Genomic DNA, 16,432 nt, shown 5'->3' with positions numbered 1-16,432 from the left:
GCATTTATTTCGTATTCATCTTTGCCGAACAATAGCAAGCTTAACTTTCCATTGACTGCCTGCAAAGGTCTGCAGATTAACGTCCCGCTTTTCTCCATTAAAACGATGCAACAGAAATATTTTTGTGCCAAAAAAGGAACGTCCCCATCGTCATAGAATGTCACCATCGTCATGGATTTTGAGGGAAAATACGAGAGGGCCGGTTCCAGCGAACCTGCCCTCTGTGTAAACTAAATATTTATTATAAGAAGGTGAGAATACCATCCTAATCGAATAGACAGTCCTGTTTATAGTGGGGTACCGGCTTTTGCTTATATGCAGCTTCTACGCTTAGCAGCCCGGCCGGCAGGCCGGCAACAAAAGGCGACGGGGTCCGGGACGTTATCAGGACAAGCTCGTCCCTGGCCCTTGTCACCCCGACATAGAACAACCGCCGCTCTTCATCAATGTCAAAAGTAAGGACGTTGTTTTTCAAAGGAATCAGACCATCATTCACACCGCAAATGAACGCTACCGGAAATTCCAGGCCTTTGGCGCCATGCACCGTCATTAACGACACCGCATCAGGCGAATAAACCTTGCTGCCGCTGCGGACAATATCGCTTTCCTTGCCCAGTATAACGTTCCGGATAAAGGACGGCATATCCTTATGGGTAATTGCCGTGTGCAAAAGCAGCTCCAGGCTTTTTATGCCTGCCAAATTATTGTCGCTCATCCAGGAGTCAATAATTTTGCCCGGCTTTTCTTTATGGATAACCTGTTTATACTTGCCCAGCAATCCGATAAAATCCGCAAAAATGCCGGGCTGCCTGAGCGGCAACGGTGTTTCTGCCAAAAGCTTTTCCAGAATCGTGACGCTTGGCCCGCCGGCAGCATAAGTCTCTATAACTTTTCGGTTAAGTTCCGCCGAATACATGCCGTTTGCCTGCAAGCATTCTACAAGAGAAAGGATATCCCCGGGGTTCAGCAAAAACTTAAAAAACGCCAGCGCCTCGCGTACCGGCTTATCGGCAAGAAAGTCATCCCGCCCTGTCACCGAGTAAGGAATACCTTCTTTTAAAAAGCATTGTTCCAAAACTTCCGCCTGGTGATTGGTACGGTACAATACGGCAATATCGGCAAAACCTCTGGTCTGCCCGGCTGTGCGCCCCGTTTTGTGAGCTGCCGGCCGGCTGTGCGCAGCAAGCATATCGATACCGCCAACCATCCGGTTTATTTCTTTGGCCACAAAAATTGCCTCGGCAAACTCATCCTTGCTTTCTACCAGACGCACTTTCAGGCCGCTTTCCCTGGTTGGGTTGAGAATCCGGCCCTGCGCCCCGGCAGCCTTGTTGGTGATCACCGCTTGGGCGGCGGCAATAATCTCAGGCGTCGAACGATAATTCTGCGTCAGCCGGACTGGCCGGATACCGGGAAACTCTTCGGTAAATCTGGCAAAATACCGGAAATCAGAACCCCTGAAACCATAGATTGACTGGTCAGGGTCACCGATGATAAAAATACTCGCACTGTTTTTGCCCCATTCCCTGATTAAGCGGTATTGAATCTCATTGATATCCTGAAACTCGTCCACCAGGAGGTATGAGCCGCTTTCCCGGTTCCCGCCAGGCAGGTCGCCGGCATCGCCACAGGCAAACTGCCGCAGCACTTCGAGCAGGATGTCATCATAGTCCATCACGCCATAACGCTTGAGTTGGGCGCAGTAAGCAGCAAATAACAGGGCTGTGTCTGCCGCTTGCTTTGTCCCCTCCGTCGGCGGCACACCGTTTTTTAGCGACGATATCCCTTTGAGGGCGTCCCGGAGAGAGAGTTCCAGCTTCATGGTCTTTATGATTTCACTGACAATAGAGCGAACATTGTATTCATCAATAATTGTTATATTATTTTTGCCCCGCCATTGGGACAACATTTGCAGGCAGATAGAGTGGAAGGTGCCGATGGTCATAGCGCCGGCGGTCCGCCTGTCGCCGAAATGCTGCTCCAGGCGGCTGCGCATCTCCTGCGCCGCTTTATTGGTAAACGTAACGGCTGTAATCTGATGGGGCTGTACGCCGCATTGTTCAACAAGATAGGCAATCCGGCATACCAGTGTTTTGGTTTTCCCGGTGCCGGGCCCGGCAATAACCGAGATCGCCGGTTCACAGGCGGCAACGGCTTCCCACTGTTCTTTATTCAAACCATAGGGGAAGCTTGCCGGGACAGCCTCTAGGTCATTCTCACTTTTTCCCGGCCAGCCGGCTTCATCCACTTCCCGCACCGCTGCCGCGGCCTGAACGGGTACTCGTACTTCCTCAGACACTGCTACCTCTTGACTACAAGCAGCCAGCTCAGACAATAGCTCATCACTGATAAAACATAATTGACCTGACAGCTGTTCTATTTCACTTTTATCTATAACCTTAACCTTACCGTATTCACCGTCAAACCCGGGCTGTATGTCGACCTTGCCGTCTCTCAGCCTGCGAATTCCTTCCGCGACGCAGGGACCTGCCGCCACCTCAATATCAGGCAGCGATGCCTCGCGGAGAATAAATAACTCCGGGCCGAGGTTCTGCAGGAGATGATCATATTTTTTCCTCACCTTTATACTGCTGACGGTCGAACCGATGGCGGAAGCGATGATCTCAGTAAGCGGAACCATGCTTGCAAAAGGTTTGGCCGCCGGCGGCCTGAAGCCTTCTTCCCTGTCGGCAAGCGCCTCTACCCGGTGCAGCACACCGACGGTAATTTTGCCGCCGCATACCGGGCACAGGCCGCCGGCAGCTTTTGTCGTCGCCGGTTTCCAGCACACCTTGCAGGCCCGGTGCCCGTCATAATGATATTTGCCTTCCTCGGGAAAAAACTCAATTGTACCGTAGAACTCGTTTGTGCTGCGGTTTTTTAAGGCCTGCAGCATAGCTGAATAGGAAAGCCCGGTGTTGAAAATATTGGCTTCTCTGGCCAGGTTCGCCGGCGAATGGGCATCAGAATTGGACACAAGGGTAAACTGATCCAGCGCCGAAATGCGCCAATTCATGGCTGGATCGGAAGACAGGCCTGTTTCGAGGGCATAAATGTAACCGGTGAGGTCTTCAAAACACTCTGCGATATCATCAAAGCCGGAATAGGCGCCATACAGGGAGAAATGAGGCGTCCAGATATGGGCAGGTATAAAAATAGCCTCAGGGCAGCTGTCAAGCACGATCTCCAGCAAATCCCTGCTGTCAAGCCCCAGTATCGGCCTGCCGTCTGACCGCAGATTACCGATCGCCTCCAGTTTGCGTGCTATTAATTCTGCCTGTTCCAGACCGGGCAGGAGTACCAGGTTATGGACCTTGCGCACCCTGCCATTTTTTTTATAGATGGAACTGATCTCACCGGATACAATAAACTGAGGCTTGAAATCGGGGCCCGCCACTTTATCCTGTTGACAAAACTCCTTTTTAAGGGCATAAAGCCCTTCGCCGGCGGGCACAAGTTTTTCTTTCAATTCCTCACGCCAGGCCGGATGAGTGAAATCACCTGTGCCTACTACGTGAATCCCTTTACGCCGCGCCCACAAGTCGAGGACCTCGGCAACACAATCCTTGCTTGTAGCCCGGGAGTATTTCGAATGTATATGAAAATCAGCGATAAACATAATTCATCCACCTGTTTTTTGAATTTTTGCAGCCGCGCAGTGCCTTGTCGCCCGCTTTGTGTCTGTCATTGCTCCGTCTTATTAATAAGCTAAATTTTACATTCTCAAACAAAATGCAAAATTCCTGCCAAATCAATACAATTCGACAGGAAAATTCCAATATGGCCTATATTTAACTATGCTGCCGTACTGCCTGAAAGAAGGCCTGGAGTGTCGGCGATAGCCATTTATCTTTGTGATGCACCAGCTGTATGGCGTAATCGGGGATAGGCCCAGCCCAGCAGATAGCATGCATTCGTCCCTCAGCCAATTCTTTCTCAACCGTAAAACGGGGCAGCATCGCTATTCCCAGCCCGATCATGACAAGCTGCTTGATGGTTTCAATACTGCCGGCTTCCAGGATGGATTGGGGCTTTAGCCCAGAATCCTTAAAAATTTTTTCCAGCGTCAAACGGTAACTGCAACCTGGCGCAGTTAGAATTACGCATGTTTCCGCTAAGTCCCAGGGCCTGACCGCTTCTTTCTGCGCCAGCCAATGGTTGGGGTCAGCCAGAAAAAGCATTTGTTCCCGGGAAATCTCCTCGACAACAAGATCATGCTCCTTAACCTGATTATTAATGATCACACCGACATCCATTGTATTTTTCCGGATGTCGTCGCAAATCACGTCACAGTTGGCAAACTTGAGAATCAGCTCGACTTGCGGATACGCCTTGCGATAGGCCTGCAGCAAGGGCGGCAAGCGGTAGGCGCCTAACGATTCATTGGTCCCGATAGTCAAAGTACCATGCAGGATATCGGAATTTGCTATCGATTTAGCTGCCTCAGTAGAAAGTCTGAGCATCTGTTCGGCATAAGACAGCAATGATTTTCCCTGGGCAGTCAGTACCACCCGGTGCCCGAGCCGTTCAAACAGTCTCACTCCCAGTTCGGTTTCCAGCGTGTGAATATGGTTTGTTATGCTGGACTGGGCATATCCCTGCGCAACCGCCGCCTGCACAAAGCTTCCCAGCTTGGCGATGGTCACGAATGTTTTCAGGTGACGAAATTCCATGAATTATCTTCTCCGCTTCAATATAACCGAACGTTACGTTTCGATTATTCAATTTTATTATTTGCTGCTTCTATGATAAGCTAAGATACAAGAAAATACCATATAAAATAAGGTGGTGAGTTGATGAACTAGCCATATCACCTGGCTTCCAGGCTATACATGTTGAAACAAAAATACCAGAGCTTCTATAAATCCTTATAACCGACTTTTTCAGGTCTGCAAAAATTACTTCTGAATAAGGCATAGTTGAAGTTTTCTTTTAATTTTTCTCTAATCCTGCTTTTATACTGCTGAAACAATCAATTGTTGATATTAAAGCTGAGTATCACATAAAAAAATACTTTACTTATTTCCTTCCTCAGCCACGAGTTCCCTCCCCTAGATAATTTATTCGCTGTCTAGACGACTGTTGCCCAAAACTCACTTTTAGCACAATCGTATAAAAAAAAGAAAGAATCGTTAACGATTCTCTCCCGGATTTTTAGCCTGCCGTGTACAATTTGCTATGCGCTTTCTCTCGGACAGACTGGCATTCACCACGAACCTGAAAAAGCCAGTAGCGTGACAACCCTAAGCCTGTGGATACTGACGGGAGATTTTCCGTAAGCCTGCGTTGTCGTCAATCGGCATACGTACGGTATGCCTCCTTCCGCCGCCTTGTCTTACGAAAATCTCCGCGCTATTATCCTACCGTTTTAAGGTTGAACGCTACTAGTTTTACTCACCTCATTCGGCTCAGCTCCGGCAAACAGCGGCAACGAGCTTCAATTAACTTCGCCAATCCATTGCAATGCCTTTTTTAAGCGCAAGTGGAGATTGTCCATGTGGTTGCCGTCGTCCCAGATTAGCGGTATGTCACGCTCAAATAATTGCTGCGCCAAGATAAGCCGGGCCTGCTGCACGCATTGAACAGACTGATCCAAAGGGGGAGGCTCACAGGCTCCTTCCCTGCGTCCTGAAAGTAAAAGAACGCGGCTGGCGGTGCTGCACGGCGCATGGTTCTGCATGAAATCAATGAGACGCGGATACCACAGGGAGCCGGATACACTGACCGCACGTCCGAAGCAGACCTGTTTGTATAGCGCATACAATGAGATCAGCCCGCCGAGCGACACCCCCAGGATACAGGTATTTACAGGATCGGGTAAGGTTCGGTAAACGTCATCGATATAAGGCTTGAGATCATTGGCCAGAAAATCAAGATATTGCTCCCCCAACCCGCCGAACGGAGGTACACCGGCCGTCAACGCCGGCGCAGGCCAGGGCGTATAATCATCCAAGCGATTCCGGGGAATAACGCCTACTATAATATGTTCGCGGGCACGTTCCTCTATTGTGCCGTTCAAACTGTCAAACAGCCCTTCCAAAACAGGGAGAATCCGGTCGCCGTCCTGCACATAGACAACGGGGTAACGCTTATCGCCGTGGAGGTATGACGCAGGCAGGCAGACAAAATAATCCCGGTCCGCGAATTTGTTTTTGTGGATTACAAGATTCAAACAAACATCCCGTCCTTTTCTTCCATAACTTAATGGTGAATTTCTGACAACAGCAATTTTATCAAAACAGCCAATAGCACCGTTTATCTGCTCCAGCTACTGCCGCCGCAGCGCCTCATTAATCCAGAGGGATACCAGATGGATCGCACCGCGAAACCCCACAAAAGGCGGTTCATAAGGATTCAAACGCCATCCTGTATCCGGATTCGCAATTTGCAGCTCCCTATTACGCCCGGCCCACTGCAAAACCTCGCCACTGGCCATAAGCATTCCATTTCCCTGACTTTGCACCGCTTGCGTCCACTGTTCCTCGGTAAAATAAGGGATGCCCTCAGTGGCCATAGCGGGGCTGTCACACCAGCACCTGCCCCGGGGAAGGGAAAGCTCATGGCAGGCAAAGGAAAGGATGCCTTTTACCACGTCGGCATGGCCGCCCACGGATAAACACCTGTTCTCCGGCTGCTCCCTAACCTGCCTGAATAAGGGCAGCGCCGGCGAAATCAGCCGCCGGGCTTCGTTCCGCTGCCCGTTCACGTAGCTGCGGTCAGGCGTTATACCGGTGATTTGCGCCAATTGCTCAAGCCATTCGCACGTTCCCTGTATGCCGTAAGGCCGGGCCAGCAAATACGGCGTGCCGAACCGCTGTTGCAGCTGCTCCGCTGCCGGCACTCCCTCCTGCCGGAACACCAGGTTGACATGCGCCCCGCCCAGCTGCTCGATTTGCTCCACCGACGTATCCGAAGTCAGGACGCACAACGGCTTTAGCCGGAAGGTCCCCGCCAGGATACGGGCGATCTCGCCTGCGTCCGCCTGAAAGCGGAACAAATCGGCGCAGGAACCGATCAGATTAAAAGTCGGCAACGGCGTCTTGGGCACATTTTGAGGCAGCACTTGGACAAGCTGCAGCAGCGTTTCCTGTATCCCCCGGTGCTGGTCGCTATCAAAACCAACATTACGAAAGGGAAGCAGGCGCATAGCCGGGTAATCCGGCTGCAGTTCCTGGCAAAGGGCGGGAATATCGGTGCCAATAATTTCCGGCACAGCTGAGGGCAAGAGAAACAGGACGCGCGGTTTGTCTCTGATGGCGATATCCGCAACAGCACGGCTTAGTCGCCCGGTGCCGCCAAGGGCAACATCGGTTTCGTCCAGATGGGTGGAATAAAGTTTGCAGGCGTCCACAACGCCGGCCTGGTTCAAAAATACCCGGCCGTAGAGCATATGGCCCATGCAACCGAATTCCAGTAAAGCGGCATTACGGATGGAAGCCAGCGTCCACAACATTCCCATACGGCCGGAGGGAAGCGGCTTAAATCTATGCAAGCCCATGCCGCGCACCTCCTGCCTTGACCACCGAAGGCTGCTCCAGCACGTGCAATAACTGCCGGAGCAGGCTGTTGGTCCGCTCATAGCCGGACAGACCGTATAATTCGGCCAGGTATGGCACGCAGGGAAGCCCGATTTTTGCTTCCTTCAAATCCCCCAGGCATAAATCGGGAGCAAGGCTTGCCAGCAGCGGCGCGTCCGCACTGCTGTTGACCATATGGCAGACCAAAGGGTCATACCCGAGGGTATGTAATGCTGCGGCCCACTGTTTATCATCCGGCCAGAATTCCTCCAGATGCAGCAGCAGCGGCTCCATGCCCAGAGTCGCCAGATAGGAGGCCAGCGGCAGCGTCCTCACGGGGCCAATAGGAGCGCAAATATAACGGCAGCCATGCAGGCGTTTTCTCGCCTGCTCCTGCAGGGACAGGGCTTCCAGGCGTTGACGGTTAAATTCATTTCCCCATTGAAGCCCCAGCTTGTCAGCAATTGCCGCATAGAGTGCATCAATCTCTGCCGCCGCATAGACAGTGTGCAGGCGAAAAGCGGGAATGCCGCAGGACTGCTCCAGGGCTGTGGCCAAGGGGTCTGCAAACGGCGACAGCACCAAATTCAGCACCGCATCAGGGGCTGCTAAAAAATCCTCCAGCGAAGCCCCCGGCGAAAGACAGCGCAGGAAAAAGCCCTGCTGCTGCAGCGCGCTCAGAACAGGCGGCATAGGGATATGTTTTTCACCTGGTGAACGGCCCAGCACATTGATGACCTGCGGCCGCATCGTTCTTGGTGCCATCAGGGTGCCGATGGCCTGCAGCGTTTTCCACGAGCCGGCGGGGAAGCTGTTGCACTTGAAATGCCCCAGCATTACGGAGATTAAACGGGCCGACAGCTTAGGCTGCATTTCCCGGACAAGGCCCTCAATATCCTCGCCAGTCAGATCAGGCACACAGGTGGCCAGCAGCAGAATGGCTTTGGCCCCGGCCTGATCCATTTTTTGCAGCGCGTCCATCAGCCCCTGGCGGCAGCCAAATATCACCTCGCTGGCGTCGAGTACATACGACCAGTGCTGCTCTCCCTGCCTGACCTGCGTATTTTGCAGGACAATACGGCTGTAAGTGGTGCATTCCGGCGTTCCGACCACCAGCGACGACAAGCCTTTGATATTTCCCGCCAGCGCCAAGGCCGGATGCAGGGGGCAATGGCTGCCCGGAAAGGCGGCGGGCGTTAGGAATTTTACCCCTACATTGGATTTAACGGCGGAGAGTCGCTTTAAATGGCTTACAGCGGGCATGCACATTTACCTCCGTCCAGGTCCTTGGCCCAAAGCCGCGCCAATTGCCGGTAATGCGCAGTCATGGGACTGTCGGGAAAAGCCTCCACCACAGTTTTCCCCAACGCCTCGGCCTGCTGGATAAGCGGATCCCGCGGCAGGCGGTACAGCACCGGCGCTCCTATTTCCGCGGCGGCTTTGGCTACCAATTCCTGCTCGTTAGCAAAATTCTTGGCGTTGAGGATCAACCCCCGCAGCGTCGCGTAACCGCGTTGCCCGAAGCTTTTAACCGCCTGGGCAATATTGGCGGCGGCATAGAGCGACATCATTTCGCCGGAGGTTACGATGCACACCTCATCCGCATAGCCGCCCCGGATGGGCATGGCAAAGCCGCCACAGACCACGTCCCCCAACACGTCGTACAGCACCACATCAGGCTTGAATATTTTATAGGCGTTAAGTTCCGCCAGCTTTTCGAAGGCAGTGATGATGCCTCTCCCCGCGCAGCCCGTCCCTGGCACCGGGCCTCCTGCTTCCACACATAAAACGCCGCCGGCTCCCTTCACCACAAGATCGGAAAGCTCGGCATCCCCTTTTTCCCGCAAAGTGTCAAGCACTGTGGGAATAGGTACGCCGCCCGTCAGGTTGCGGGTGGAATCGGCTTTGGGATCACAGCCGATTTGCATAACCGTCAGACCCATGGCGGCGATCGCCGCCGCTACGTTGGACACTGTGGTGGATTTGCCAATACCACCCTTGCCGTAAATGGCTATTTTTTTCATGCCGGCACCTGCTTTCATTTGTTTTCCTGCCCCTTGATCAGCTCGTAGGAAATGCAGGCGGGACGACCGGTTCGGGGTTCTGCGACGATGTTAGCGTCGATATGGAAAGCTTCACGGAGCACCGCAGCCGTCACGACCTCATCCGGCGGGCCGTGACGGATGATAGCCCCGCTGCGGATGGCAACCATATAATCGGCGAAACGCGCCGCCAGGTTCAGATCATGCAGCACCATGACAATCGTGCAGTTCTGCTCCCGGTTGAGCCGGAATAAAAGCTCCAGAACCTCCAGTTGATAGGATAGGTCCAGATAGGTTGTCGGTTCATCCAGCAGAATGAGGTCAGTTTGCTGCGCCAGCGCCATGGCAATCCATACCCGCTGTTTTTGTCCGCCCGAGAGATTATCCACCGCCGAGGTTTCAAGCTCCGTAAGCTTCGTGACCGCCAGTGCCCAGGCGATGATTTGCTTGTCCTCCGGTTTGAGCTTGCCGAAACCCCGCTGGTGGGGAAAGCGGCCATAAGCCACCAGTTCACCCACAGTCAACCCTGCCGGCGCCTGCGGCGACTGGGGCAGGATCGCCATCTTCTGCGCAATTTCGCGGGTGGAAAGGCTGCGGATATCCGCACCGTTCAAGTACACCCTGCCGTTTTTCGGCCTCAATATACGCCCCACTGCTTTGAGCACCGTGGATTTCCCGCAGCCGTTCGGTCCGATGATGGCGGTGATTTTCCCCCGGGGAATTTGCAGCGCCAAATCATCGACAATGAGATTGTCATCATAGGCGACGGCCAGATTTTCCGTTGCAATGCTGTTCATATTCTATCCCTGCCTTTGTTTACTGTTTGCTCCTGGTGAGCAGGTACAAAAAGTACGGTGCACCTACGATCGCAACCATAATGCCGGTGGGAATTTCAAAGGGCTGGACGATCACCCGCGCGATCGTATCCGCAACCGACACCAGTACCGCTCCGGCCAGGGCACAGGCGGGAAACAAAACCCGGTGGCCCGGCCCCACCAGCCGCCGCGCCAGATGGGGCGCAATCAGCCCCACGAAGCTGATGCTGCCGCTGACCGCCACACAGGAGGCCGCCAGCGCCACAGCGGCAGCAAGCAGGCGCCGGCGCTCCTTTTCCACCGCAGCCCCTAAGCCGCAGGCGATATCATCCCCCAGACTCAGCACGTCCAGCACACGGGCCTTGGACAGCACATAGGGAATCAGCAGCAACAGCCAGGGCAGCAGCGCCAGGACAAACTTCCAGTTGGAGCCCCAGATGCTGCCGGCCTGCCAGGCTGCCACAAAATCAAACTGCGTATCGTCCAGCTTGACCACCAGCACCGTGGTCAGGGCGGAAATGCCGGCCTGCACCGCCACACCGGTTAAAATCAAGCGAATCGGCGCAATGCCGGCCTGCCGCTTGTAAGCCAGACCATAAATCAGAATTGCCGTGATCCCGGCGCCGATGAGGGCCAGGAACGGCAGGGTAAAGACCGACAGGATGGACTGGGAGTGAAAAAACAGCACAAATAAAATGACTGTCAGCCCTGCGCCGGCGTTGATGCCTAAAAGGCCGGGGTCCGCCAGCGCATTGCGGGACACGCCCTGAATAATGCAGCCGGACAAGGCAAGCCCCGCGCCCACCAGAATGGCAATCACAATGCGGGGCAGCCGGAAGCCGAAGAGGATCAGGTTCTCCATGTCGCTGCCGCCGCCGAACAGCGTACGCAGCGTATCCAGGGGCGAGAGCTTCGCGTAGCCGGTGTTCATGCTCACGATGAATGACAATATAAGCAATCCTGAAAAGGCGAGGACAATACCGGTATTCCTGATGGCAATTTTCCGTTTATAGGCTTGGAGTTTCTCCTGCTGCGCGTTCATCACAGCGCCCTCCTTTCCTTGCGGGCCAGGTACAGGAAGAAGGGAACGCCGATCAGGGCGACGAGCGCGCCGATGGGCGTTTCAAAGGGCGGGTTGAGCGTCCTTGCCCCCAAATCCGCCAATACCACCAACAGGCTGCCCGTCACGGCCGAGGACGGGATAATGAGGCTATAATCCATGCCGACCAGGAACCGCGCCAGGTGCGGTACGATCAGCCCCACAAACCCCACCGCGCCGACCACCGCCACGGCAGCGCCGGCGAGCAGCAGCACGACGGCGGCGCAGAGAAGCTTGACAAGCATGGTATTCAGTCCCAATCCTGTTGCCACATCTTCGCCCAGGCTCATGAGGGAAATGGAACGGGCCAGGGCGATTGAGCCCAGGAGAGCGCCGGCAATCAAGGGGGTCATAATCCTGATCTGCTCCCAGTTCGAGCCGGCCACGCCGCCCGCCGTCCAGAACATGATGTTCTGCGCCACGTCGAAATACAAGGCGACGCCCTGGCTGAGCGCAGCCAGCAGCGCGCTGACCGCAGCCCCCGCGAGCACCAGCCGCATGGGGGTCGCCCCGCCGCGCCGCAGGGACGCGATGCCATACGTCAGCCCCGCGCCGATTGCTGCGCCGATAAAGGAAAACAGGATGACCTGCAGGTAGGCCAGTCCGGGAAAAAACGCGAAGCAGAGGGCCAGGGAAAAACCCGCCCCGGCGTTGAGACCCATTAAACCGGAATCGGCCATCGGATTGCGGGTCACCCCCTGCATAACGGCTCCTGCCACTGCCAGGGACGCGCCCACCAGGGCGCTGGCCAGCACACGGGGCAGGCGCAGATCCACCACGATCAAGTGCTGCGTATCGGCCGCGTTAAAGTGAAACAAGGCGTTCCATACTGAGGACAGCGGGATTTCCGCCGCTCCCCTGGTAATGGAAAAGGCCATGATCACCGCCATCAGCCCTGTGCCGCCGGCGATGATCAGCCCTGCCGCCCAGGGGCGGCTTTGCTTTTTTATTTGCTTTATTTGAACCGGCTCGGCCGGGGCATTTGATCGATCCATTGCTTATGTCTCCTCCATGTCACGCGCTGTCATGCGCTGAACCGTTGGCCTATGATTGCTGGAACAGCAAAAAGCCGGGCGCAGGCTTTGGCTGAAAGCTGCACCCGGAAGGAAGAACCTTACTTGGTCATGCTCTTGACGATGGTCTCAATTCCAAGCTTGATACCCAGGGGGCCGGCTGTCCGCACCGCCCCGTCCAGGTGATAAACATGCCCGTTTTTTACGGCGGTTAACGACTGCCATACGGAGGAAGCCTGCGTTGCTTCCGACAGATAGCGTTGCTTGTACCCGTTCGCTTCTGACCCTAATGCGCCGAACAGGAAGATATAATCCGGGTTCATCGCCGCTATGCCCTCCAAAGAAACCGCTGCCACCTTCCCGGGATAACCGGCCGGAGGCTTAAGCCCCAGGCCGTTCTCTTTGTCAAACCACACAGGAGTTTCTACAGAGCCGACTACGACGAAGCTGCCTTTACTGCCGCTGCTCTCAAATATTAACGCCACAGTTTTATCGCTATACCTGGAAAGCTTGATTCTGGATTCAGCAATCAATGCTTCGATATCCGCAATGTAGGCCGCCGCTTTTTTTTCTTCACCGAGGCATACGGCAAAATCCTGTAACTGTTCCTTCCAGTCGCGGCTGTTAAATGTCGCCACAGGAGCGATCTGCGAGGCTCTCTCGTATAGCTTCCTATCCAGATGCTCTGCCTCCGCCGTCTGGAGAATAAGGTCAGGCGCCAGCTCCGCCAGTTTTTCAAGGTTTGGCGCCTTGCCTTCCCCCAGTTCCTCAATTTGTGCACTGGCAGCGTAAGGCTGCAGGGTTCCAAACCCGTTTAACGACCGTTCGGCATAGGTAGACGCAAGGGGTGAAATCTCCAAGGCCAACATACTTTCCATAAAACCAAAATCAAGAATCGCCACCCGTTCGGGTTTTTTCTTCAGCACGATCTGTTTGCCTAGCGCATCCTTAATTGTTCGCGGCCAGGCCGCCACTGGTGCACCGGTTTCAGCGTTAGCCGCCGGCGTGGCTGCTGCGCCGCCAGCCGCGGGTGTCCCCGCGCATCCGGCCAGTACGCCTGTCAATAGGACGAGAGAGACAAGCAGCCCTATATGTTTTTTCATTGTAATTTGCAATTTCCTCCGTTATTTTTTATAGGCTTGACATATTGCCAGATTGCTTATAGCATAAAATATATCTATGGCGCTCAACCCAGAAAATTTACCGCTCCTGTCGATCTATCGCCACGAAATGAACCGGCGGCCACTGCCACTGTTGCGGGAAGTTTTTGGAACTGCTGTTTTGTTAATGACAATCATTATCACTGATCTGTTTGTATCACCAGTATAACAAACCGCAAAGCACAGGCAAATAGAGATTTTCCCAAATCCTTGATTTTTTTCAAATTTTATCGAAATATAGCTATAATTAAAATGCAAATTTAAGCAAATGTTGCTAAAATATTAATGATAATGATTATTATTATCATTAAAGAGCGGCCATTACAGACTTGTTGTCGCTTAGGAGGATGCAAAAAATGAAGGTGGATATCAACGATCTATCCGGCTATTTTGCCAAAATAAACTTTAGCGTAGTTGATATAAGACGCGCGGTTATCGAACCGGGAAGAAAACGTTTCGGCACAGTTACTTCGCCATTTTCAGGTATGATTTTTCCGTTGCACGGCCGGTCGAGAATGTTTTTTGACGGCGTGCCCTATGACATGGAGCCTGGCAAAGTATTCCACGGCGGGCCAAATATGCCATTGGATAAAGAGGTTCTGGGACAGTCAGAATGGGATTTTATGGTCATACATTACCAGGTGCACGGCAATACCCAGGGGACGTTTCCCTATGCATTGTCGCATTATGAACTCAGCCCAGGCTATAATTCCGGGATCAACGACACGCTGCACCAGATGTACCATATCTACGCAACACCGGGTAATCTGTCGGCGCTGAAAATCAAATCCTTGTTTTTCATCATCTTGGATGAAATCCTAACTTGCGCCAATTGCCGGTTACATAGCGGCAGCCGCGAACTGGTGGCAGAAGCGGCTGAATATATAAAGCATCATTATATGGAGCCGCTCACCGTACCGGAATTAGCCAGGCAATATGGTCTGAGCAGCAAACAGTTTGCCTATTTGTTTCAAAAGCATACCGGCATGAGTCCGAATAAATTTCTGATTGAGTACCGAATGCGGCGGGCCAAAGAACTGCTCTGCACCACAACCTGCTCGGTCGCGGAAATTGCAGAGCACGTGGGTTATTCCGATCCTTATTACTTCAGCCTGTTATTCAAGAAGCGAACAGGCCTGTCTCCCAGTACGCTGCAGGTATTTAGGAAAAATAAAAGTTGATTGCCAATGAAAAAATCCCTTCTGTCCTATGCGCTGATGTTGAGTGCGGTATCGAGGAAATCTAGCTGCCGGCAGCGGAAATAATTTCTCCTCCATGTCACGGTCACGCACTGGACGGTTGGCCGATTGTTGCTGGAACAGAAAAAAAACCGGGCGCAGGCTATGCTGAAAAATGCGCCCGTTTTTTTTTGCTTGTAGAAGAGGAGAACCTTACTGGGTCATGCTCTTGACAATGGTTTCAATTCCCAGCTTGATACCCAGGGGGCCGGCGGCCCGTACCGCCCCGTCCAGGTAATAAACATGCCCGTTTTTTACGGCGGTTAACGACTGCCATACGGAGGAAGCCTGCGTTTCTTCCAACAGATAGCGTTGTTTATATCCGTTCGCCTTCGACTCTATTGCGCCGAACAAGAAGATATAATCCGGATTCAGCGCCGCTATACCCTCTAAAGAAACCGCTGCCCCCTTTTGAGGATAACCATCCGGAGGCGTCAGCCCAAGGCCGTTCTCTTTATCGAACCACACAGGGTTTTCTGCAGAGCCTGTTATGAAAAAGCTGCCTTTATTGCCGCTGCTCGCCAATAGTAACGCCACAGTTTTATCGCTATAGCGGGAAAGCTTGCTCCTGGACTCCGCAATCAGCGCTTCGATATCCGCAATGTAGGCCTCCGCCTTATCTTCTTCACCGAGGCATTCGGCAAAATTCCGCAGTTGTTCCTTCCAGTCGGGGCTGTTGAACATCGCCACGGGAGCAATCTGAGAGGCCCTTTCGTATAACTTCATATCCAGATGATCGGCCTCAGCGGTCTGGAGAATAAGGTCAGGCGCCAGTTCCGCCAGCTTTTCAAGGTTTGGCGCCTTGCCTGCCCCCAGTTCCTCGATTCGTGCACTGGCAGTGTAAGGCTGCAGGGTTCCAAACCCGTTTAACGACCGTTCGGCATAAGTAGACGCAATGGGAGTAATCTCCAAGGCCAACATACTTTCCATAAAACCAAAATCAAGAATCGCCACCCGTTCAGGTTTTTTCTCCAGGGTGATCTGTCTGCCTAAAGCATCTTTCATGGTTCGCGGCCAGGCCGTTTTTCCGGCAGCTTCCAGTGCGGTTGTCACCCCGCTGTCCGCAGGTGCCCCGGCGCAGCCAGCCAGTACAGCCGTCAATAAGGAGAGAGAGACAATCAGCCTTATAAGCTTTTTCATTGTAATTTGTAATTCCCTCCTTTTGTTTAATCCGGCTAAATCCAGTGGAGTAAAAACCTCTGAGATCATTGCTCTGGCCTGCTCGGAACCTCCTCCGGGCCGAAGTCAGCGCCCCTATGGCATCCTGTCCGGTGATTTGCATGGATGAAAAGCCATACCAATTATCGGGTGAGACCAGAGAAGCCCTGGCAATGAAGCCCGGCCGATTAAAGAGCAAGACAGCGAATTAGGTTTCTTTAATAAAACTCATTCAATATTGAAATACAGTTGATATTCATTATCAGTATATCAAAACTCAGCGGATATGGGAATGGACATAGCTACAACCCGGCCGATTTTTGCAAAATTTTCTACCTGCTGTTTTAACATCGTGTCGGTTCATCTGTTTTTCTTGTGTGTATAACGTGC

At 53.2% G+C, this 16,432-nt stretch carries 12 protein-coding genes; 1 reads left to right on the top strand and 11 read right to left on the bottom strand.

The window, feature by feature from the left end; genetic code table 11:
* Positions 1-265: 265 nt before the first annotated feature.
* The 10 genes from ACZ481_RS04860 to ACZ481_RS04815 all read right to left on the bottom strand — a co-directional run bounded on the left by ACZ481_RS04860 (position 266) and on the right by ACZ481_RS04815 (position 13,589).
* Positions 266-3,619, bottom strand: coding sequence for a UvrD-helicase domain-containing protein (locus ACZ481_RS04860; protein ID WP_464769038.1), 3,354 nt, complete (start codon positions 3,617-3,619; stop codon positions 266-268).
* Between the two features lie 172 nt (positions 3,620-3,791).
* Positions 3,792-4,673 (bottom strand): LysR family transcriptional regulator, encoded by an 882-nt coding sequence (locus ACZ481_RS04855; RefSeq protein ID WP_464769037.1) that lies wholly within the window; start codon positions 4,671-4,673, stop codon positions 3,792-3,794.
* A gap of 764 nt (positions 4,674-5,437) precedes the next feature.
* On the bottom strand, positions 5,438-6,172 hold the full coding sequence (locus tag ACZ481_RS04850; RefSeq protein ID WP_464769036.1) for an alpha/beta hydrolase: 735 nt from the start codon (positions 6,170-6,172) through the stop codon (positions 5,438-5,440).
* A 96-nt stretch (positions 6,173-6,268) separates the two neighbouring features.
* Positions 6,269-7,498, bottom strand: a complete 1,230-nt coding sequence (locus tag ACZ481_RS04845) for a nitrogenase component 1 (protein ID WP_464769035.1) — start codon at positions 7,496-7,498, stop codon at positions 6,269-6,271.
* A complete protein-coding gene (locus ACZ481_RS04840; RefSeq protein WP_464769034.1) occupies positions 7,485-8,780 on the bottom strand; it encodes a nitrogenase component 1 in 1,296 nt (431 codons plus the stop codon). The genes ACZ481_RS04845 and ACZ481_RS04840 overlap by 14 nt, the downstream gene beginning before the upstream one ends.
* Complete coding sequence (locus ACZ481_RS04835) at positions 8,768-9,541, bottom strand: nucleotide-binding protein (RefSeq protein ID WP_464770578.1); 774 nt, start codon at positions 9,539-9,541, stop codon at positions 8,768-8,770. Before ACZ481_RS04835 ends, ACZ481_RS04840 begins: the two co-directional genes overlap by 13 nt.
* 14 nt (positions 9,542-9,555) lie before the next feature.
* The gene (locus ACZ481_RS04830; protein ID WP_464769033.1) at positions 9,556-10,356 is read right to left on the bottom strand and encodes an ABC transporter ATP-binding protein; all 801 of its coding nucleotides are present in this window, start codon (positions 10,354-10,356) and stop codon (positions 9,556-9,558) included.
* 19 nt (positions 10,357-10,375) lie between these two features.
* Entirely contained in the window at positions 10,376-11,416 is a 1,041-nt protein-coding gene (locus tag ACZ481_RS04825; protein ID WP_464769032.1) for a FecCD family ABC transporter permease, read from the bottom strand.
* Positions 11,416-12,468: a FecCD family ABC transporter permease gene (locus tag ACZ481_RS04820; RefSeq protein ID WP_464769031.1), complete on the bottom strand. Its 1,053-nt coding sequence runs from the start codon at positions 12,466-12,468 to the stop codon at positions 11,416-11,418. The genes ACZ481_RS04825 and ACZ481_RS04820 overlap by 1 nt, the downstream gene beginning before the upstream one ends.
* Before the next feature lie 119 nt (positions 12,469-12,587).
* A complete protein-coding gene (locus tag ACZ481_RS04815) occupies positions 12,588-13,589 on the bottom strand; it encodes an ABC transporter substrate-binding protein (protein WP_464769030.1) in 1,002 nt (333 codons plus the stop codon).
* Positions 13,590-14,002: 413 nt separating this feature from the next.
* On the opposite strand from ACZ481_RS04815, the gene ACZ481_RS04810 reads away from it, so the two are divergent.
* On the top strand, positions 14,003-14,827 hold the full coding sequence (locus ACZ481_RS04810) for a helix-turn-helix domain-containing protein (protein ID WP_464769029.1): 825 nt from the start codon (positions 14,003-14,005) through the stop codon (positions 14,825-14,827).
* A 210-nt stretch (positions 14,828-15,037) separates the two neighbouring features.
* On the opposite strand, the gene ACZ481_RS04805 is transcribed toward ACZ481_RS04810, so the two are convergent.
* Positions 15,038-16,024 (bottom strand): ABC transporter substrate-binding protein, encoded by a 987-nt coding sequence (locus tag ACZ481_RS04805; protein WP_464769028.1) that lies wholly within the window; start codon positions 16,022-16,024, stop codon positions 15,038-15,040.
* Between the last annotated feature and the right edge of the window lie 408 nt (positions 16,025-16,432).

This window comes from Sporomusa intestinalis, from assembly GCF_055383785.1.
This window is presented reverse-complemented; position numbering and strand designations above follow the sequence as displayed.

Excerpts from the sequence above, each read along its gene's own strand:
- ACZ481_RS04860 (WP_464769038.1), bottom strand. The coding sequence starts at position 3,619 with ATGTTTATCGCTGATTTTCATATACATTCGAAATACTCCCGGGCTACA.
- ACZ481_RS04855 (WP_464769037.1), bottom strand. The coding sequence starts at position 4,673 with ATGGAATTTCGTCACCTGAAAACATTCGTGACCATCGCCAAGCTGGGA.
- ACZ481_RS04845 (WP_464769035.1), bottom strand. The coding sequence starts at position 7,498 with ATGGGCTTGCATAGATTTAAGCCGCTTCCCTCCGGCCGTATGGGAATG.
- ACZ481_RS04840 (WP_464769034.1), bottom strand. The coding sequence starts at position 8,780 with ATGCCCGCTGTAAGCCATTTAAAGCGACTCTCCGCCGTTAAATCCAAT.
- ACZ481_RS04835 (WP_464770578.1), bottom strand. The coding sequence starts at position 9,541 with ATGAAAAAAATAGCCATTTACGGCAAGGGTGGTATTGGCAAATCCACC.
- ACZ481_RS04830 (WP_464769033.1), bottom strand. The coding sequence starts at position 10,356 with ATGAACAGCATTGCAACGGAAAATCTGGCCGTCGCCTATGATGACAAT.
- ACZ481_RS04825 (WP_464769032.1), bottom strand. The coding sequence starts at position 11,416 with ATGAACGCGCAGCAGGAGAAACTCCAAGCCTATAAACGGAAAATTGCC.
- ACZ481_RS04820 (WP_464769031.1), bottom strand. The coding sequence starts at position 12,468 with ATGGATCGATCAAATGCCCCGGCCGAGCCGGTTCAAATAAAGCAAATA.
- ACZ481_RS04815 (WP_464769030.1), bottom strand. The coding sequence starts at position 13,589 with ATGAAAAAACATATAGGGCTGCTTGTCTCTCTCGTCCTATTGACAGGC.
- ACZ481_RS04810 (WP_464769029.1), top strand. The coding sequence starts at position 14,003 with ATGAAGGTGGATATCAACGATCTATCCGGCTATTTTGCCAAAATAAAC.
- ACZ481_RS04805 (WP_464769028.1), bottom strand. The coding sequence starts at position 16,024 with ATGAAAAAGCTTATAAGGCTGATTGTCTCTCTCTCCTTATTGACGGCT.